Origin of the sequence: Nocardia otitidiscaviarum, from assembly GCF_007362295.1 — a bacterium.
GTDB classification, from domain to species: Bacteria; Actinomycetota; Actinomycetes; order Mycobacteriales; family Mycobacteriaceae; genus Nocardia; species Nocardia otitidiscaviarum.
This window is the reverse complement of the sequence record NZ_CP041695.1, coordinates 3,682,554-3,700,727: the sequence shown is the minus strand read 5'-3', so window position 1 is coordinate 3,700,727 and position 18,174 is coordinate 3,682,554. Positions and strand designations below refer to the sequence as shown.

Genomic DNA, 18,174 nt, shown 5'->3' with positions numbered 1-18,174 from the left:
TGTCGGCCGATTTCCGCCGGATGTGGGGTGATGCGATTTCTAGCGTCGAGGCATGGAAATCGATGTCATGCGGACAACCCGTGCCGCGACGCTGCCGATCGCGGTGGTGTGGTTCATGGCGCTCGCGGCGGCGCTGGGTACCGCGAGTATCTATCCGCTGCAACCGGCCATCGCGGAGGTCGCCGGGACGCTGCAGGTTTCGGTGGCGGTCGTCGGGACGGCCCTGGCCTGCGGGCCGATCGGATACCTGGTGGGGCTGGCGTTGCTGGTTCCGTTGGTCGACCAGTATTCGCCACGCAGCGTGGTGTCTGTGCAATTCGCCGCTCTCGCGGTGACTTTGGCGGCGAATGCGGTGGCCGGATCGGCGTGGCTGCTCGGACTGGTCGTAGGGGTGATCGGGGCCGGGTCCGCGGTGGGGGCGCAATTGAGTTCGGTGGCAGGGCGATTCACGCGACCGGAGCGGCGAGCGACCGTACTGGGAATCGTCACCGCCGGTATTTCGGGTGGGATCATCGCGGGACGGTTCGTGGGCGGGTGGTTGGCGGACGGCATGGGATGGCGGGGAATGCTGCTCGTCTTCGCGGGAGCGTGTGCGGTCGTCGCGGTCATCGCTCACTTCGTGCTGCCCGCAGCGGCCGGGACGGCGACCGCGGGCTACCTCACGACATTGCGCGGGCTCCCCACGCTCTACGTCCGGTACCCGCTGCTGCGGCTGGCGGCGGGCCGGGGAGCGCTGTGGTTCTTCGCGTTCTGTGCGATCTGGGCCGGGCTCGCGGTGGCGCTGTCGCAGCCGCCGTTCTCGTACTCGCCCGAACGGATCGGCTGGTACGCGGTCGCGGGACTGCTCGGTGTCGCCGCCACCCGGATCGCCGGAGTATGGACCGATAGGATCGGCGCGCGGCGGGTGATCCTGGTCGGGCTGGTCTTGGCGGTCGTCAGTGCGGTGGGACTGGCCGCCTTCCTGTCCAATACCGTTGTGACTTTTGTCTGTCTGGGGCTTTTCGACGCCGGACTGTTCGCGGCCCAGGTCGCCAACCAGAGCACGGTGCTCGCGATCGACCCGGATGCGCCCGCGCGGTTCAACAGCGCCTACATGATCGTCTACTTCATCGGGGGCAGTCTCGGCACCGCCTTCGGAGCCGCCGCCGTCGGCTGGTTCGGGTGGGCCGCGACCGCCGCGCTCGCCGCCGCCGCGACGACACTGGCCGCCGCCATGACCGCTCTGCGCGGGGAGACAGGCCGGGCGTAGCGAGGGGCCGCGCGCCCACCCCGATCATCGGTTCAGTACGAGGGCGGCGCGGATCGGGTTGGCGGCGCGGCGGTCTGGATCGCGGCGGCCCGACTTGCCGTCGTGCAGATCGCCGGGTCGCAATCGCGGTGCAGGGCTTGGGCCTCGCGGGCTTCCAGGGGGTTCATGGGGCCGGTGAAGTCGCAGCCCGCCAGTTGCAGGGCACGCGGAGAGATGTACTCGGTCATGGTTATCGGGCCTCGGGGTGGGCGGGGCTGGCGAGTCGGACTCGCACGCCGGGCAGGTAGGAGTTGGGGCGGGTGAAGGTCACCTGATGCGGATCGGCGGCGGGGCACAGGGAGTCGCGAAGGTACTTCTTGCCGCACCAGAGTTCGATATGGGTGGGGGTGATGTTGCGGATCTTGGTGTGGGTCAGAACGATTCCGCGGGTGGCGGACAACTCGACGACCGGGTGGTCGACTCGCACCCAGCTGGGAAGCGGGTCGGTCGGGAGGTGGTCGAGTTGTGGGGCGGTGGTGCTCATCGGCATCTCCGATCGTCGGACTCCCTCGAGTACACACCCGATCGCACCGTTCTGGAGTATCCAGAGCTGGTAATCCGGCACGATTGAGCCGGAACTTCTCGACGGGCCGCCCCGTGACGGGGCGCCCCAAAATCCGCATCGTCCGATAGTGAGGCTAACGAGATGGTGATTGGATCGACGCTCGCCCGGCGAGCCCTGGGGCGGGAGATGAAAAGACTTCGGGAACTGGCCGGGATGAGCCAATCGGCGGCCGGACGGGTGATCGGGGTGTCGCAACAGACGATCGGCCGTATGGAGGAAGGTCAGCCCACCAAGGTGTCCGACCTCTACGTCAACACCCTCTGCGACTCGTACCGGGCGACGGATGAAGAGCGCGTAACCATGCTGGATCTGGCGGGGGAGGTCAGGACCTCGCAGAAGTCCGGGGGCGGCTGGTGGCGGGCGTATGCCGACGAGATGCGCGTCGGCTTCGACCACTACATGAGCCTGGAAGCCGCTGCGGCCGGACTCATCTCGTGGAAGGTGACGATCATTCCCGGGCTGTTGCAGACCGCCGAGTACCGACGCGCGGTCGCCTGGGCCGAAACTCCGTCCGCGTCGACGGAGAATATCGAACGACGCCTCGAAGTGATGGCGAGACGGCAGGCACGCCTGTATGAGGACCTGACCGTCGATGTCATTCTGTGGGAGGCCGTACTTCGCGATCCGATCGGTGGCCCGGCGGTCATGGCCGACCAGCTGCGTCATCTGGTGACTGTGGGTAGGCGGGCCAATGTGACCGTACGAGTGGTGCCGTTCGACGGAACCAGGCGGCGCGGATTCGGGTCGTTGGTGGGATCGTTTGTACTGCTGGAGTTTCCGAAGCTTCCGGCGTCGGGATTGATCGAGCCGCCAGTGGTGTACGTCGAGGAATGGGCCGGTGATCTCTATCTCGAGCGGGAATCCGAGGTACGGCGTTATCGGGATGCCTTCGCCGAGATCGGTCGCGTAGCGTTGGATCCTGATGAGTCAACGGAATTCATAGTGGCGGCGGCGAAGGAGTACAGCGCGTGAACACCGACCTATCCGGAGCCCTCTGGTTCAAGTCGAGCCGCAGCCATTCCACCGGCGAATGCGTGGAGGCCGCGCATCTTCCAAAAGGGCACGTCGGCGTGCGCGACTCCAAGAACGTGCCCGGCCCCGCGCTGGTTTTCGAGGGCGCCGCGTGGGACGCCTTCACCGCCGCGGTGCGGGCCGGACACTTCGACCTGCCCGGGTGGTAGGTTTCAGGCCGCGTTGGCGGCGGGTTCGCGCAGGTCGGCGGGGAGGGGTTCGCGGGTGCGCATGGCGGCCCAGAGGGCGGCGGTGGCGGCTACCGAGGCGGCCGCGCCGCCGACGTGCAGGGCTACCAGGGCGGCGGGGACGTCGGTGAGGTATTGGACGATGCCGACCAGGGCCTGGGCGCAGACGATGGCGATGACCACGGTCAGGCGCAGGCGGATGGCGCGGGTCATGCCGACCGCCGCCAAACCGAAGCCGAGACCCACCAGCAGGGCGAGGTAGGCGACCAGCAGTTCCGCGTGCAGGTGGACCAGCGGGACGATCTCGACCTCCAGGCGCTCGACCGGACGTTCCAGGCTCTTGTCACCCGCGTGCGGACCCGCACCGGTGACCAGGGTTCCGGCGACCAGCGTGCCGGACATGAGCACGGCGCTCAACGCCGTGAGCATCCGCAGCGGGCGCGGGGCCTGGACGGTGGCGACACCCTCGTCGGGTTCGCCGATCTTGGCGTACAGCAGCACCGCCAGCCACACCATCACCATGGACGCCAGCAGATGCACCGCGACCGTCCACCACAGCAGACCGGTCAACACGGTGACGCCGCCGATCACGGCCTGCACCACCGTGCCCGCGGGCATGAGCCACGCGTACACCAGCACCTCACGCCGCCGCCGGGCGCGCGTCACCGCCAACACCACCGCACCGGCGAACAGGCACACCACGAAGGTGAGCAGCCGGTTGCCGAACTCCACCGCCTGGTGGATCACCGGCACCTCGGCCACGGTGACCGGCACGAAGCTGCCCGGGAAGCACTGCGGCCAGGTGGGGCAGCCCAGACCGGACGCGGTGACGCGGACGATGGCGCCGGTGACGGAGATACCGGCCTGGGAGAGGATCACCGCGAAGGCGATGATGCGCTGCACCCGCAGGGAGGGCAGCGGGAACAGGTCGGCTAGTCGCTGGAATGCGCGTGAGAGCACGCACCGATGGTAGCGGGAGCGAATTCCGGCCCGTCAACCGGTCTACTACGAATTGTCGTTAGCGGTGGAGGAGGCGTAGCGGGCCGTGAGTTCGGCACCGAGGCGCGCCAGCTCGGCGCGGACCTCCGGCGGGTCGAGCACTTCGATGTCGGCACCCCAACCGGCCAGGTGGCGGGCGATGTCCAGGGCGGTGGGCGCACCCACGCGGACGCGGCTGCGGCCGTCGTCGCGATCGGCCTCGGTCTCGCAGTGTCGCCCGAACTGGTCGTGCAGCACGTACGCCAGCCGGGTGTCCACCAGTAGGGTCGCCTGGACCCGGGCGCGGATGCGCTCCATCTCGCCGACGACCTCGTCCCACGCGGCGGTGAGGGTGAAATCGTCGGGGCGCTCGAAGGTTTCGTCGGTGGGTTCGGCAGCCACGATGCGGTCGACGCGAAAGGTGCGCTGCCCCTTGTCGGTTCCGGCGATGAGATACCAGGTGTCGTCCTTGTCGACCAGGCCCCACGGGTCGACCGTGCGCTCCGAACGCCGCCCGGTGGCGCTCGCGTAGGTGAGCCGCACCCGGCGGCGGCGCACCACCGAGGCTTGCAGCCGAGTCACCGGTTCCGGGCGCTCGCGCACCGGCTCACCCCACCGCGCGGAGTCGATGAAGGTGGCGTCGGCGGCGGCCTGCGCCTCCGCGCGGAAGGTCTGGGGGAGCGCCCGAACCAGTTTGCGCAGTGCGGCTTTCGCCTCACCGGAGACGGTCGCGGCGGGGCCGACCAGCAGGAACAGCGCCTGCGCCTCGGTGGCGGACAGTCCGCTGAGATCGGTGCGCGCACCACCCAGCAGCGACCAGCCGCCGCCGCGTCCGGCCTGCGGGTACACCGGGATGCCCGCGGTGGAGAGGGCCTCCAGATCGCGGCGGGCCGTGGCCACCGACACTTCCAGTTCCTCGGCCAGTTCGGCGGCGGTCACCCGGCCCCGCGCTTGCATGAGCAGCAGGGTGGCAACGAGACGGTCGGCGCGCATGAATCCAGAATTCCAGAAAAAGTGCTCAATCGGTGAGCACTTTACGGCGGAGACTTGTTCTCATCACCACCGAGAGCGGTACCACCGAGAGAAGGAAGAACCCCATGTTGCGCGGACTCACCACCGTCAATCACTTCGCCGCCGACGTCCCGGCCGCCGTGCGCTGGTACACCAAGGTCTTCGGCGTGCAGCCGTACTTCGAGAAGGACTTCGCCGGGCAGCTGGCCTACGTCGAATTCCGCATCGGCGACTACCAGCACGAATTCGGCATCCTCGACAGCTGCTACGCACCGCACCCGATCTCGGACCAGCCGTCGGGCACTATGACCTACTGGGCCGTCGACGATGTGGAGGACGCGTTCACCCGCCTGCTCGCCCTCGGCGCGACCGAACACGCCAAGCCGACCGAACACGGCCCCGGCTTCGTCACCGCCTCGGTGGTCGACCCCTTCGGCAATGTGCTCGGCGTGATGTTCAACCAGCACTACCTGGACATGCTGAAGGAGATCAAGGGGGAGTGATCCGCCACCGCCGCGCCCCGGCGACCGCGATCGGTCCCGGGGGCGCGCCGGTGCGTCCCGGTCTCTTTCCTCGGCGGGACGCGGGCGGTCAGCCCGCGCTGGGCGTGGCGAACTCCTCGATCAGCACCGCGTACTGTTCGCCGCCGTGTCCTGCGGCGATCGCGCGGGCGGCGAACGACTTGATCAGTTCGGGCAGCTCGGTGCTGATCCCCGCCGCCCGGCTCTCCTCGATCAGATGCGTCATGGACCGCGCGTGGGTCTCGAGGGCAGCCACCTCGGTGGCGAACGACCCACTGTCGACCGCTGTCGCCTGTTCGGGTAGCCATTCCGCCACCCCCGCCGCCATCCGCTGCGCGAACGGCGCGAAGGTCGCGGCGTCCACACCGGCCGCCCGCACCAGCGCGGTGCCCTGCAACCACGCGTTCAGGACGCTCCACATCATGGCCAACCCGGCCACGTCGTACAGCGACGCCAAACCGGGGTCCGTGCCGAGGTACGTGGCGGTGCCGAGTGCCTCGAGCGGTGAGCCGTGCGCCTCGAACACCTCCCGCGTACCGCTGTACAGGACCACGGCGTCGGCGGTCCCGATCGCGGGCGGTATGGCCATGATCGCGCCGTCCAGGTAGTGCGCACCATGGTGTGCCGCCCAGTCCGCCGCTGCCCGGGCCTGCGCCGAATCACCCGAGGTGAGGTTGATCAGCGTCCGGCCCGCGAGCCCGCGCTCACTCGCGCCGAGCAGTTCGTGGACGGCCGCGTAGTCGGTGAGACAGATGATCGTCACGGTCCCCGCCGCGAGTGCGTCATCGACGGTGGCCGCCACCCGGGCTCCCTCGGCTACCAGCTCGGCTGCCTTGGCGGCGGTGCGATTCCAGACGGTGGTGGGATGTCCGGCCTTCAGGAACGCGCGGGCGAGCGCCCGGCCCATGAGTCCGAGACCGATGATCGTTACGGGCGTTTCGGTGTTGTCCATGGCAGCATCGTCAACGTTGATACCGGTGTGAAGGTCAAGTGAGGGTTTCGAATGCTGATCGGCGAACTGAGTCGGCTGACGGGTGTCAATGCCCACCAGCTGCGCTATTACGAGGCGCAGGGCCTGCTCACGGCGGACCGCGGCGCGAACGGGTACCGCGAGTACGACGACAGCGCCGTGCTGCGGGTGAAGCAGATCCGGCATCTGCTCGCGGCGGGACTGTCCTCCGAGGACATCGCGTACTTGCTGCCGTGCGCGGTCGGCGAGACCCCGGAGTTGCCCGGCTGCGCGGAAATGCTGGACGCCATGCGATCTCGGCTGCGGCGTATCGACGATCAGATGAGCAAGCTCGCGCGGTCCCGCACCGCCCTCACCGACTACATCGACGCGGCGGAACGCAGCGGTCGCGACAGCTATCCGGACTTCGACCGCGTCGATCCGGTCGCCAGCTAGTCGAAGCGGAAGAACCGGGTGGCGAGCCAGCCGCTCACGCCACCCCACACCGCCAGCACCGCGACCCCGTACCAGTCGATCCCGCCCGCCAAGGCCCGCGTCAGGGCCTCCGAGAGCGCCCCCGACGGCACCGCGCGCGCCAGCAGGCTCACCGCCGACGGCAGATCGTCGGACATGAGCACCAGGCTCGCGACGCCCAGCATGACGAACCAGAGGATATTGGCCAGGGCCAGCACGATCTCGGCCTTGAGGGTGCCGCCGAGCAGCAGCCCCAAACCGCCGAAGGTCGCCGTACCCAGCCCGATGACGATCGCGCCCAGCACCAGTCCGAGCGGGGTGGGTCGCCAGCCCAGCGCGAATCCGATGGCCCCCAGCAGAATCGACTGCAGCACCACCACGATGAGCACCGCCGCGCACTTGCCCGCCACGATGCCCCAGCGCGGTAACGGCGTCGCCCCGAGGCGTTTCAGCGCACCGTAGCGCCGGTCGAAGCCGACGGCGATGGCCTGTCCGGTGAAGGCGGTGGACATGACCGCCACCATCATGACGGCGGGCACCACGCGGTCGACCCGGGTGTCGCCCAGACCGTTCAGCGGCAGCAGCGTCAACCCGATCAGCAGCGTGATCGGAATGAACATGGTCAGCAACAGCTGTTCGCCGTTGCGCAGCAACAGGATCAGCTCGAGCCGGGTCTGCGCCGCCAGCATGGCGCCCCGGGTGGTGGGCCTAGGGGCGGGCGCGAAGGTCCCGGGCGCGAAACGATTGGCGGTGTCGATCATCCCCGTAGGTCCCGTCCGGTCAGTTCGAGGAATACGTCTTCCAGGCGGCGCTGGTCGATGCGGATATCGGTGGGTAGCACGTCGATGCGGGCGCACCAGGCGGTCAGCGTGGCCAGCACCTGCGGGGTGATGTCGCCCTGGAGCAGATAGGAGCCGGGGGACATCTCGCGCGGCGAGAAGCCTTCGGGCAGGGCCGCTTCCAGCAGTTTCAGGTTGAGATTCGGTGGGGCGGTGAAGCACAGCCGACCCTCGGCCCCGTGCGAGGTGACCTCGCTGGGGGTGCCCTGGGCGACGATGCGGCCGTGGTCGATGATGACCAGCTGATCGGCGAGCTGTTCGGCCTCGTCCATGAGATGGGTGGTGAGCAGCACGCTCACCCCGTCGCGGCGCAGCGCGTCGATGAGCTCCCACACCAGGTGTCGCGCCTGCGCGTCCAATCCGGCGGTGGGCTCGTCGAGGAATACGATCTCGGGCCGCCCCACCAGCGCGCACGCCAGCGAAAGCCGTTGCTGCTGACCGCCGGACAGCCGCCGGTAGGGTGTGCGCCGCGCGTCCTGGAGGCCGAGGGTGCGCAGCAGCCAGTCGGGGTCGAGCGGATCGGCGGAATAGGAGGCCACCAGGTCCAGCATCTCCCCGGCCCGCGAACCCGGATACGCGCCGCCGCCCTGGAGCATGACGCCGATGCGCGGCCGCAGCTGGTCGGAGTCGGCGATGGGATCCAGGCCCAGCGCCCGCACCCGTCCGGCGTCGGGGACGACGAAGCCCTCGCACATCTCGGTGGTCGTGGTCTTGCCCGCGCCGTTGGGTCCGAGCAGCGCCAGCACCTGCGCCCGTTCGAGCTCGAAGCTGATGCCGTCGACCGCGGTGGTGTCGCCGTAGCGCTTCACGACGCCGTCGACGCGCACGGCGGGTCCGGAGGGGGCTGCGGTCACGATCTGACACCGTATGCCGTGGCCTCCTGTGACGGAGCCGACACCCCCGGCTGATTGCGCCACGGCAGCGCGTTGCGGGTGAGGAAGATGAACGCCAGCCCCACGATGACGGTGGCGATGGCGGACTGCACGATCTGGAAGACGTAGAAGTCCGCGCCGCGCGGCATGACCAACAGGCTCACCACGACCGAGAGGGCGATGGCGGGTACCCGGAAGGCCGGTCGGTTCGCCCAGGCTGCCAGCGGCACGATGGCCCACAGCAGATACCACGGCTGCACCACCGGGAACAGCAGCACCAGCGCGCCGAGGGAGACACCGAGCGCGCCGACCGCGTGCAGGCGGCCGGTCCAGGTCGCGAAGAGCATGCGCACGATCACGACGGCCGCCAGCGTGGCCGCGATGGGCCGGGTGATGCTGAGCACCGCGGTGGTGTGATCGCCCAATCCGAGCAGGACCCCGCCGAAACCGGTGGCGATACCGATGGCGGTCGGCAGCGACAGGTAGCTGCGCACGGCGCTGGCGGTGTTCAGCGTGTACAGCCAGCCGAATCCGAGTCCGCTGGCGGTGGTGACGAACAGGATGGTCACACCGGCGACCACACCCAGTACCAACCCGACCTTGACGACCATCCGGAAGCCGCCGCCCAGCCTGCGGGCCAGCGCCATGCCGACGAAACCCAGCGCCAGCAGCGAGACGATCTTGATCGTGGACGACAGCGCGATCAGCCCCGCGCCGCCCAGCAGTATCGCCCAGGCCCGCTGATCGAACGGATACGCGTCCTCGATGGCGCGCAGGCAGATCTCCAGACCGGCCAGCATGAGCCCGAGCATGAGCGCGTCATTGTGCACGCCGCCGACCAGATGCAGCAGTACGAGCGGATTGGCCGCACCCAACCAGAGCGCGCTCACCGCCGCCACCCCGCAGCGGCGGGCCAGCCGCGGCAGCGCCCACACGATCAACGCCAGCGCCCCGAGCACCAGCAGCCGGTGCAGCCACACCCCGGCGATGATGTTGTCCCCGGTGACGACGGCGATACCCTTGCCCATCCACAGGAACAGCGGCCCATACGGCGCGGGCGTCTCCCGCCAGATGTTCGGGACATTGTTGGTGAGCACATTGTTGAGCCCGAGCCCGTCGGCCGGACCCACCTCGTACGGATCCAGGCCCCGTACCGCGATCTCGCTCTGCGCCAGATACGAGTACACGTCATTGCTGAACATGGGCGGCGCGACGCTGAGCGGGATGATCCACAGCAGCAGCGTGCGATCCATCTGCGAGCGGCTCAGCCGATGTCGCGGATTGCCGCCCCAGCCGCCGATGGCGAAGCGGCCGAGCAGCAGCCACGCCATCACCACCAGCACCGTGCCGATCATGCACATGGCCAGGGTGGAGGTGTGCGCGCGAGCGAAGAAACCGATGATGCGCAGCCCGGAGGTGGGATTCTGGCGCACCGGCTGCGCGCCCACCCCCAGCGCCGAAATGGCCATGATGACCGCGCCGGTGGCACCGAGCAGCCGGATGCGGGCCAGCTGCAGCGTCTCCCGCTTGTCCAGACCCGGCACATCGGTTTCGACGGAGTGCAGGGCGGCGGCGGTGTGGTCCGACGGCGGGACGTCCAGGCCCAGTGCCCGGCGTCCCCACTCGATGATCCTGCGCCGCGCGCTTTCCGATACCGCCACGATCGGTAGCCTAATTCGCCGTGCCGTCGAGCACCGCCACGGGCATATTCGTGCCGTGCCCGGCGGTGTGGCGCGCGAGCCTCGCCGCCGCCGCGCGGAATCGGTTGCCACTCGCCGAACACGAGGTGAATCCCCAGATCAGGTAGCGCGCTACTCGTGCCGGACGTCGCGCGCCGGGTGATGATCGACGGACGGTAACCGGTCGGGGCGGCGCGGCGGTCGCGTCGACAGCGCTTTGTCGGAGGGCGTCATGGCGAAAGCAGTGGAGCAGACCAGGGCCGGGTTCATCATCGCCCACGCCGGTCTCGGCTTGGGGTCCGACGGCACCGCGATGAGCGTGGCGCGGGCCGTGCACGACGGTGACACCGTCACCGTGCACCCCAAGGGCAATATCAGTACACGATTCCTCGGGATGGACACCCCGGAGGTCAGTTTCACGCTGCCCGCCGATCCGGATCGGTTCCATTCCATCGGGTCTCCCGCGTGGGAGGGGTTTCTCACCGATCCGTTCGCGGCCGGACTGCCGCCCTTCGATCCACCGCTGCCCGCGGCGCTGGAGGCCGGATTGCGGGCGCGCACCGGACCGGACTGCGCCGCCAACCACATTCGGCACGCCCGCGCCGCCACCAAGGCGCTGGAGGGCCTCATCGAGACCGACCGCACCGCCAGCGGGGCGAACACGGCGGACTTCCGATTCTTCCTCGCCTTCGCCGCGGACATCTTCGACCGGTACGGACGGTTCCTCACCTATCTCAATATGGATGTGCCGAATCCGCCGCGGCCACCGAGCTACAACGAGCGCATGCTCGCGGGCGGCTGGGCGGTGCCGTATTTCATCTGGCCCAATACCAATCCCTTCCGGAAGCAGCCGAGCACGGTCGCGGCGGTGCCCGAGCCGGGACAGCCGATCACGGACCCCGGCCTGGACCGGGCGCGGCAGGCGGTGGCCGCCGCCCGCGCGGCACGGCTCGGGATATTCCAGGAGGCGGATCCGTTGGCGCTCTTGCCATCGGAGCTGCGGTTCCTGGGCCGCAGCGTGGTGGGTCCGACGGGGTTGTCCCGGCCGGGCCCGGATCGCTGGGTCATCGACCTGCGCGCCGGAGACGATCGGCTGCTCGCGCCCGCGCGCTATCACGAGATCCCGTTCGCGGAGGACCGGCTGTTCGTTCCGGTCGAGTTCGTGCCGATGTTCGTCGAGCGGGGGTGGGTGCGCGACTGACCGCGCCATCCCGTGCGATTTCGGGCGGGCAGGCGGCGGCCCGTGGTGTGAGGCGGTAGCGTCGAGGGACGAATACCGCGTACGCCGTTCCCGAGGAGGCCCGATGACCGCCGCGGACAGCCTGCCGCTCGACACCGGGTACAACCGGTCGTCCTTCTCCGACTATCTGCGCAGACACGCACCGGAGCTGCTGCCCGGCAACGGTTTCGGCGGCGAGCCGCTCGGGCGGGAGATCGCCGTGCACGGGACGACGATCGTGGCCGTGTCGTTCCACGGCGGGGTGCTGATCGCTGGGGACCGGCGCGGCACCATGGGAAATCTGCTGGCCACCCGGGATATGGAGAAGGTCTTCATCACCGACACCTATTCGGCCGCCGGATTCGCGGGCACGGTCGGGGTGGCGCTGGAGATGATCCGGCTGTTCGCCGTCGAATTGGAGCATTACGAGAAGATCGAGGGCGTGGCCCTGACCTTCGACGGCAAGGCCACCAAACTGTCGAAGATGGTGCGGGACAACCTGCCCGCCGCCCTCCAGGATCTGGCGGTGGTGCCGGTACTGGTCGGCTACGACCCGTCGATCGCCGACCCGGACCGGGCCGGGCGCATCGTGTCCTACGACGTGGCGGGCGGGCGCAGTGAGGAGCGGTTCGGGTACGCCGCCGTCGGATCCGGTTCGATCTTCGCGAAATCCTCGCTGAAGAAGACCTACAGCGCCGGACTGGACGAGGAGCGGGCGCTGCGCATCGCCGTGGAAGCGTTGTTCGACGCGGCCGACGACGACACCGCGACCGGCGGACCGGACGTGGTGCGCGGGATCTACCCCACCTCGGTGGTGGTGAATGCCGAAGGGGCGCGGGAGATTCCCGACGATCGGCTGATGGGCATCGCCCGCGACCTGGTGGACGAGCGCGTGGTCGCCAACGGGGGCTGAGAGCTCGCGTCGGCCGATCGCCTCCGCGGACGCCCGCATCTGCCACGGGACCATCGACCTCCACCCCGGCAACCCGCCCGCCGCCCGCCAGCCGGGCGACGAAGCGGATCGTGGTGGGAATCAGCCCGCCGAACCGGTGCTCGGCGCGGTGGCGAGGGGAGCCGACGGGGCGATCGCACCCGGCAGCGCGGGGACGACTGCGCCGGGGACGGTTGCGCCGGGGGCGGCGGGCAGCGCCGGGACGCCGACGATATCCGGCGCGCCCCGACGCTTGATGATCACCTTGTCGCCGTCGCGCTGAACGGTCACACCCTCACCGTCGACGGGCAGCGTGACGGTATTGCCGTCACGGTCGGTGGTCACCAGTTCACCGCCGCGGTGCACGGTCACATCCGGACCCGGAGACAGCTCGGCCGGATGCGCGGCCGCCACCGCCATCCCGCCCAGACCGGCGGTGAGCAGGGCCGCCGCACCCACGGTCACGGCGGCGGCACGGGTGGAAAGCTTGGAACGCATATCGTCTCCTCGAATCGTCGCTCCGGACCATCCGGAACGTTGACGACTCTGGCCGGGCACGGCTGAGGACTTCCTGAAGGAAGCTGAAGACGTCTTCAGGTTGGCCTGTCAGGATCGCCGCGTGCGAGTACTGGTGGTGGAGGACGAGACGCGACTGGCCGGAGCCCTGCGCTCCGGGCTGGAGGCCGAGGGGTGGGCGGTCGACCTGGCCGGGGACGGCCGGGTGGGGCTGGAGATGGCCCAGACCGCCGACTACGACGTGATCGTGCTCGACATCATGCTGCCGGAACTCAACGGCTACCGCGTGTGCGCGCTGCTGCGCGAAGCGGGGGACTGGACGCCCATCCTCATGCTCACCGCCAAGGACGGCGAACACGACGAGGCCGAGGCGCTGGACTCCGGCGCGGACGACTACGTGACCAAACCGTTCTCGTTCGTGGTGCTGCTGGCCCGGCTGCGCAACCTGGTGCGCCGCCGCCCCGCACCCCGGCCGACACTGCTGCGCGTCGGTGACCTCACCCTCGACCCGGCCACCCGCATCTGTACACGCGCGGGCAGCGATATCGCCCTCACCAGCAAGGAATTCTCGGTGCTGGAAATCCTGGCGCGCCGACCCGGCCAACTGGTGTCCAAACGTGAACTGCTCAGCAGCGGCTGGGATTTCGCCTTCGACGGCGATTCCAACGTGGTCGAAGTGCATATCAGCGCGCTGCGCCGCAAGATCGACGCGCCGTTCGGGCGCAACAGCATTCGCACCGTGCGCGGGCACGGATACCGACTCGTCGCGGAAGGCGGCACCCATGATCGACCGTGATTCCGTGACCGACCGCAACGCCGGGGCCGACGGTGACTCCGTGACCGACCGCAACGCCGGGGCTGTCGGCGATTTCGGGGCCGACCTCGACCCCGGGACCGACGGCGACTCGGTCATGGATCGTGCTTCTGGGCGCGGCGGTAGGTCTGGGATGGGTCGTGGCTCTGAGGAGGACCGCAGGTTGCGCTGGCGACCGGTATCGGTGCGCGCCCGCACCACCGCGGCGGCGACACTGGTGGTGGCCATCGCCCTGCTGGCCGCGGGCTGGGCGACCGTGCACTACGTGGAAACCAGCCTCACCGCCCGGGTCGACGACATGCTGCACCGCCAGTTGGGGGTGGCCGCCATGGCATTGCGCGACGGTGCCCCCCTACCGCTGGTGGATCGGGCCGTCACCATCCGCGTCGCCGCACCGGACGGCGAAGTGCTGGCAGCCCCGGCCATGACCTCGCCCGGATCTGAGCCGTCCCAGTCCGAGCCGGGTGTGACTGCGTCGGGTGCGACGTCGGACTCGGCCTCGCAGGGTGCGGCGATACTGGGTACAGCCGAGCCGGGTGCGACCGTATGGGGTCCGGTCGGGCCGAGTGCACCGCCCGGGGACGAGAAGATGCGTCGGATCGTCGTCGTCGGGCCCGCCCCGATGGCGACGCGCGCTCAGTCGGCGACGGTCGCCATGCGTGGGGAGGGCGACGTCACCGTCACCGCGGACGCGTCGACGCAGTCCATTCGGGAGGCGACCACCGCCACCACGCGGCTGCTGCTGGTGGCCGCACCGCTGCTGTTACTGCTGGTGGCCGTGTCGACCTGGTTCGCCACCGGGCGGGCGTTGCGGCCCGTCGAGGCCATTCGCGGGGAGTTCGCACGGCTCACCGCGCAGAATCTCGGCCGCCGGGTGCCGGTGCCGCGCACCGGTGACGAGATCGCGCGCCTCGCGGCCACCCTCAACGACACCCTGAGTCGGCTCGAGCAGGCCACCCGGCGGGAGCGGCAGTTCGTCGCCGATGCCTCGCACGAACTGCGCAGTCCGCTGGCCAATGTGCGGACGCCGTTGGAGGTGGCGGCCCGCTATCCGGACCGCGCCGACTGGCCCGACGTGGCGGCCGGGGCGCTCGAGGATCTGGATCGGCTGGAAGCGCTCATCACCGATCTGCTCACCCTGGCGCGGCTCGACACCGGCCCCGAGATCCCGCTGACCCCACTGGATCTCGGTGAACTCGTCCGCGAGGTCACCGAGCGTCGACCACCCGGCCCGACCGCCTGGACGGTGGCGGTCGACGACGACACCGTGGTGGCGGGCCACCGCACCCACCTCGCCCGACTGCTCACCAACCTGCTCGACAATGCCGACGCCCACGCCGCATCGAGCGCCACCCTGCGCCTGCACACGGCCGATGGGCACGCGGTGCTCGACGTCCGCGACGACGGCCCCGGCATACCGCCCGCCGAGCGCGAGCGCGTATTCGAACGCTTCGCCCGCCTCGACACCGCCCGCACCCGAGCGGCCGGCGGCACCGGCCTCGGCCTGGCCCTCGCACGGGATATCGCCACCCTGCACGGCGGCACCCTCACCGTCGCCGACTCCGAACGCGGCGCACACATCCGCCTCCGGCTGCCATTGTCTGCACCGGACCCGGCGTCCGGTCCGCGCGGTCAGTTCTCGCGCGGGTAGACCTTCACGACGGTGCCGTCCAGATCGGCGGCGAGATAGGCGGAGCCGCCGTAGTCGTCGCTCAGATAGACCATGATCGTCGGGCGGTCGCTGTTGAAGGTCCAGGCCGGATCGATGATCAGATAGCGCGAGGTCGGGTCGGCCACACCGAGTTGCGCATCGGCGGCGCGCAGCAGATCCGGAAGGATGTCCCAGTTGATCGAATTCAGCCGCACCGTGGTCTCGGTGCCGGTGAGGGTTCCGCCCGGACCCTGACGGCTGGCCACGCCGTCACGGTAGGTGTAGGCGTCGTAGCGTCTGGACTGGTCGCCCAGCAGAATGCCGGTGCTGGCGTAGGTCGGGTAGAAGGTGGCCTCGGTGAATTCCTCTCCGCCGCTGGCCTGTTCGAATGCGGCGATGGCCTGACGAATGCCGTCGGGGGTCAGCAGGTCCACCGACGGCCCCGGCTGCGACGGCTGCGGTTCGGTGGCGAGCGGCTCCGTGGCGGGAATCGAAGGCACGGGCGTACCCGGGGCATCCGCGCCGGGTGTGGAAGATCCGGGTCGCACCACGAGCGCGGCGACCACTAGCGCGACGACCGCCGCCGCACCGAGGCCGACTCGGCTCCAGCGGCCGCCGCGCCGAGGTGCCGGGGCAGCGCCGGCACCGTTGGTCTGGAGCGTGGCCGTCCCCGCGGCCGCAGGGGAGCTGTGCCCGGGCGCGATCGGCGGCGAATGATGCTGCCGGGGAACCGATCCCCGTGCGAAGTGCGGTGGGTTCGCATGCTGTGGTGGGGAGTCGGATCCCGATGCGAACGGCGGATCGGGCGTGACCGGGGTTGGATACGAACCGGGCCGCCCCGCGTGCGAGCCGAAGAACTGTGGGCTCGGTCCGGCTGCTCGAGCGTGCGGGTCGGACGGCTGCGGATATGGCCCCGGTGGTTGTGCGTGCGGGCCGGACGGCTGCGGGTATGGCCCTGGAGATTCTGCGTGCGGACCGGACGTCTGTGAGTGTGGGTCGGACGGCTGCGCGGGCTGGCCGGTGCGCGATGCGTTCGGTGCGGCCGGCGGTGCCTGCGTCGCGGATCTGGCTGTGGTCGGCGGTAGGTGTGTTGCGGCGGGCGGCGGGTACGGCAGCGAGTCCGAGCTCGCGGCCTGGGCCAGCAGCCAGTCCAGCTGTTCGGCGCTCGGCCGCCGGTGCGGGTCGGGGACGAGCAGGGCGGCCAGGGCCGTGGTGAGCGCCCCCGCCCGTTGCGGCGGCGGCACTTCGCCTTTCAGCACGGCCGCGAGCGTGCCGACCGTGCTCTCCCGCCGCAGCGGGTGATAGCCCTCCACGGCCACGTAGAGCAGCAGGCCCAGCGACCACAGATCGGAAGCGGGATACCCCTCCTGACCATCCAGGCGTTCCGGGGCGACGTAATCCAGCGAGCCGACCACATTGCCGGTGGCGGTGAGCCCGTCCAGTCCGTCGATGGCCGCGATGCCGAAATCCGTGAGCACCGGTGAACCGTCTTCGCGCAGCAGCACATTCGCGGGTTTGATATCGCGGTGCAGGACGCCGACGGCATGCGCGGCCCGCAGCGCCGCGAGAATTCCGCGCCCCAGCCGCGCCGCCTGCTCGGGACTCATCGTCCCCTGGGCGAGTCGATCGGCCAGACTGCGGCCGCGCACCAGCTCCATCACGATCCACGGATGCGCGCCCGGGGCATCCACGATGTGATGGATCGCCACCACGTTCGGATGCCCGATGCGGGCCAGCGCCCGCGCCTCGCGCAACACCCGCTCTCGTTGCGCGCCGCCGGAACTCGCGGTGCCGTCGGACGCGTCGGTGCGCACCTCCTTCAGTGCCACCTCACGATGCAGCGCGATGTCGTAGGCCCGCCACACGGTGCCCATCCCGCCGCTGCCGAGCGGCTCGAGCAACTCGAATCGCCCGTCGACCACTGTCCGCCCGGAATTCACCGCGACAGCCTACGACCACCGTCCGCGCGCCGCGCCCCGGGGACGGCGATTCCCGAAACAGGTTCAGCGTTTGCGGCTCCCACGGTGTCGACGCCGCTCGATGGCCGTACCGAGACCGGTGACGACCGCGAGGGTGGTCACCGCCAGCCCCGCCACCATCCAGCCGTGGGCATCGGCATCGGAGGCGGTGAGCGTCCAGGCGAGACCGATGACACCCATCAGCAGCAGTGCCAGTCTCGAACCGTCGACATTGTCGATGAGAACGTGTTCGTCGGGACGCGCGCGGGTAGGGATCGTGCGGGTCATCGAATACTCCTCGATCCTGCGTGGGGAGGTATGTCCCAGCGATTCCCTTGTGCTCAGAATTTCAAACGCGCCACACCCGTCCATCCTGTAACACGGGCGTGTCGCAAGATCGATGAACCATCCGAATGAGTTTCGCGTAGAACTGTCGCGGCCGCCCGATTCGTGTAGTATCTGGCGGCATTGAAAGGCGTTGCACTGCAATTCTTTTGGTATGTGTTTCGACAGTGGGGGTGCACGGGCGCGGAACCGCAGGACTGCATCGAGAACTCGTAGCGCAGGGGATCTCGTCGACACGGTGTGGGTGTCGACCGGGGGGACGAGTCGACCGACGCTGAAATGCCCATTCTTCGCGTGCTCACACGCGCCGCGGATCGTTCACGCGATGGATGTCACCGCTCTCATCGGCGAGGCGGTGACCATGC

The 18,174-nt window shown here is 69.6% G+C and carries 20 protein-coding genes; 9 read left to right on the top strand and 11 right to left on the bottom strand.

The genetic code is table 11. From position 1 onward, the window contains the following. Positions 1–52 precede the first annotated feature (52 nt). On the top strand, positions 53–1,249 hold the full coding sequence (locus FOH10_RS16425) for an MFS transporter (RefSeq protein ID WP_143981393.1): 1,197 nt from the start codon (positions 53–55) through the stop codon (positions 1,247–1,249). Positions 1,250–1,281: 32 nt separating this feature from the next. On the opposite strand, the gene FOH10_RS16420 is transcribed toward FOH10_RS16425, so the two are convergent. Next, entirely contained in the window at positions 1,282–1,476 is a 195-nt protein-coding gene (locus FOH10_RS16420; protein WP_043599031.1) for a hypothetical protein, read from the bottom strand. Between the two features lie 2 nt (positions 1,477–1,478). Continuing rightward, positions 1,479–1,772: a hypothetical protein gene (locus tag FOH10_RS16415; RefSeq protein ID WP_143981392.1), complete on the bottom strand. Its 294-nt coding sequence runs from the start codon at positions 1,770–1,772 to the stop codon at positions 1,479–1,481. Between the two features lie 162 nt (positions 1,773–1,934). Here FOH10_RS16415 and FOH10_RS16410 point away from each other — a divergent pair, with 162 nt between their 5' ends. Then, entirely contained in the window at positions 1,935–2,825 is an 891-nt protein-coding gene (locus FOH10_RS16410; RefSeq protein WP_043599035.1) for a helix-turn-helix domain-containing protein, read from the top strand. After that, the gene (locus FOH10_RS16405; protein ID WP_029924623.1) at positions 2,822–3,034 is read left to right on the top strand and encodes a DUF397 domain-containing protein; all 213 of its coding nucleotides are present in this window, start codon (positions 2,822–2,824) and stop codon (positions 3,032–3,034) included. Before FOH10_RS16410 ends, FOH10_RS16405 begins: the two co-directional genes overlap by 4 nt. 3 nt (positions 3,035–3,037) lie before the next feature. Here the strand turns inward: FOH10_RS16405 and FOH10_RS16400 are convergent, their stop codons facing one another. Then, complete coding sequence (locus FOH10_RS16400) at positions 3,038–4,012, bottom strand: COX15/CtaA family protein (RefSeq protein ID WP_029924624.1); 975 nt, start codon at positions 4,010–4,012, stop codon at positions 3,038–3,040. A 45-nt stretch (positions 4,013–4,057) separates the two neighbouring features. Next, the gene (locus FOH10_RS16395; protein ID WP_143981391.1) at positions 4,058–5,023 is read right to left on the bottom strand and encodes a helix-turn-helix transcriptional regulator; all 966 of its coding nucleotides are present in this window, start codon (positions 5,021–5,023) and stop codon (positions 4,058–4,060) included. Positions 5,024–5,127: 104 nt separating this feature from the next. Here FOH10_RS16395 and FOH10_RS16390 point away from each other — a divergent pair, with 104 nt between their 5' ends. After that, positions 5,128–5,544, top strand: coding sequence for a VOC family protein (locus FOH10_RS16390; RefSeq protein WP_143981390.1), 417 nt, complete (start codon positions 5,128–5,130; stop codon positions 5,542–5,544). Positions 5,545–5,632: 88 nt separating this feature from the next. Here the strand turns inward: FOH10_RS16390 and FOH10_RS16385 are convergent, their stop codons facing one another. Further along, positions 5,633–6,514, bottom strand: a complete 882-nt coding sequence (locus FOH10_RS16385; protein WP_143981389.1) for an NAD(P)-dependent oxidoreductase — start codon at positions 6,512–6,514, stop codon at positions 5,633–5,635. A gap of 51 nt (positions 6,515–6,565) precedes the next feature. Between FOH10_RS16385 and FOH10_RS16380 the strand changes: the two genes are divergently transcribed. Then, positions 6,566–6,967 carry a MerR family transcriptional regulator gene (locus FOH10_RS16380; RefSeq protein ID WP_143981388.1) on the top strand — a complete coding sequence of 134 codons (402 nt, stop codon included), beginning with the start codon at positions 6,566–6,568 and terminating at the stop codon, positions 6,965–6,967. Here FOH10_RS16380 and FOH10_RS16375 read toward each other — a convergent pair. Genes FOH10_RS16375 through mptB form a run of 3 tightly spaced genes read right to left on the bottom strand, consistent with a single transcriptional unit; the run spans position 6,964 to position 10,357 of the window. Further along, entirely contained in the window at positions 6,964–7,746 is a 783-nt protein-coding gene (locus FOH10_RS16375) for an ABC transporter permease (protein WP_143981387.1), read from the bottom strand. The two genes, FOH10_RS16380 and FOH10_RS16375, sit on opposite strands and share 4 nt — an antisense overlap. Further along, positions 7,743–8,681 (bottom strand): ABC transporter ATP-binding protein, encoded by a 939-nt coding sequence (locus tag FOH10_RS16370; protein WP_425326157.1) that lies wholly within the window; start codon positions 8,679–8,681, stop codon positions 7,743–7,745. Before FOH10_RS16370 ends, FOH10_RS16375 begins: the two co-directional genes overlap by 4 nt. After that, a complete protein-coding gene (gene mptB, locus FOH10_RS16365; protein ID WP_143981385.1) occupies positions 8,675–10,357 on the bottom strand; it encodes a polyprenol phosphomannose-dependent alpha 1,6 mannosyltransferase MptB in 1,683 nt (560 codons plus the stop codon). The genes FOH10_RS16370 and mptB overlap by 7 nt, the downstream gene beginning before the upstream one ends. A gap of 250 nt (positions 10,358–10,607) precedes the next feature. Here mptB and FOH10_RS16360 point away from each other — a divergent pair, with 250 nt between their 5' ends. Both FOH10_RS16360 and prcB read left to right on the top strand, forming a co-directional pair. Continuing rightward, entirely contained in the window at positions 10,608–11,576 is a 969-nt protein-coding gene (locus FOH10_RS16360; protein WP_143981384.1) for a hypothetical protein, read from the top strand. 103 nt (positions 11,577–11,679) lie between these two features. Then, positions 11,680–12,507 (top strand): proteasome subunit beta, encoded by an 828-nt coding sequence (gene prcB / locus FOH10_RS16355; RefSeq protein ID WP_143981383.1) that lies wholly within the window; start codon positions 11,680–11,682, stop codon positions 12,505–12,507. A gap of 120 nt (positions 12,508–12,627) precedes the next feature. On the opposite strand, the gene FOH10_RS16350 is transcribed toward prcB, so the two are convergent. Next, the gene (locus FOH10_RS16350; protein ID WP_143981382.1) at positions 12,628–13,023 is read right to left on the bottom strand and encodes a hypothetical protein; all 396 of its coding nucleotides are present in this window, start codon (positions 13,021–13,023) and stop codon (positions 12,628–12,630) included. Positions 13,024–13,144: 121 nt separating this feature from the next. Between FOH10_RS16350 and FOH10_RS16345 the strand changes: the two genes are divergently transcribed. Next, positions 13,145–13,837 carry a response regulator transcription factor gene (locus FOH10_RS16345; protein ID WP_039814841.1) on the top strand — a complete coding sequence of 231 codons (693 nt, stop codon included), beginning with the start codon at positions 13,145–13,147 and terminating at the stop codon, positions 13,835–13,837. Continuing rightward, positions 13,824–15,506: a sensor histidine kinase gene (locus FOH10_RS16340; RefSeq protein WP_143981381.1), complete on the top strand. Its 1,683-nt coding sequence runs from the start codon at positions 13,824–13,826 to the stop codon at positions 15,504–15,506. Before FOH10_RS16345 ends, FOH10_RS16340 begins: the two co-directional genes overlap by 14 nt. Here FOH10_RS16340 and FOH10_RS16335 read toward each other — a convergent pair. Both FOH10_RS16335 and FOH10_RS16330 read right to left on the bottom strand, forming a co-directional pair. Then, positions 15,488–17,446: a serine/threonine-protein kinase gene (locus tag FOH10_RS16335; RefSeq protein WP_221937986.1), complete on the bottom strand. Its 1,959-nt coding sequence runs from the start codon at positions 17,444–17,446 to the stop codon at positions 15,488–15,490. The two genes, FOH10_RS16340 and FOH10_RS16335, sit on opposite strands and share 19 nt — an antisense overlap. A 63-nt stretch (positions 17,447–17,509) precedes the next feature. Next, complete coding sequence (locus FOH10_RS16330) at positions 17,510–17,752, bottom strand: hypothetical protein (RefSeq protein ID WP_143981380.1); 243 nt, start codon at positions 17,750–17,752, stop codon at positions 17,510–17,512. Positions 17,753–18,174 lie beyond the last annotated feature (422 nt).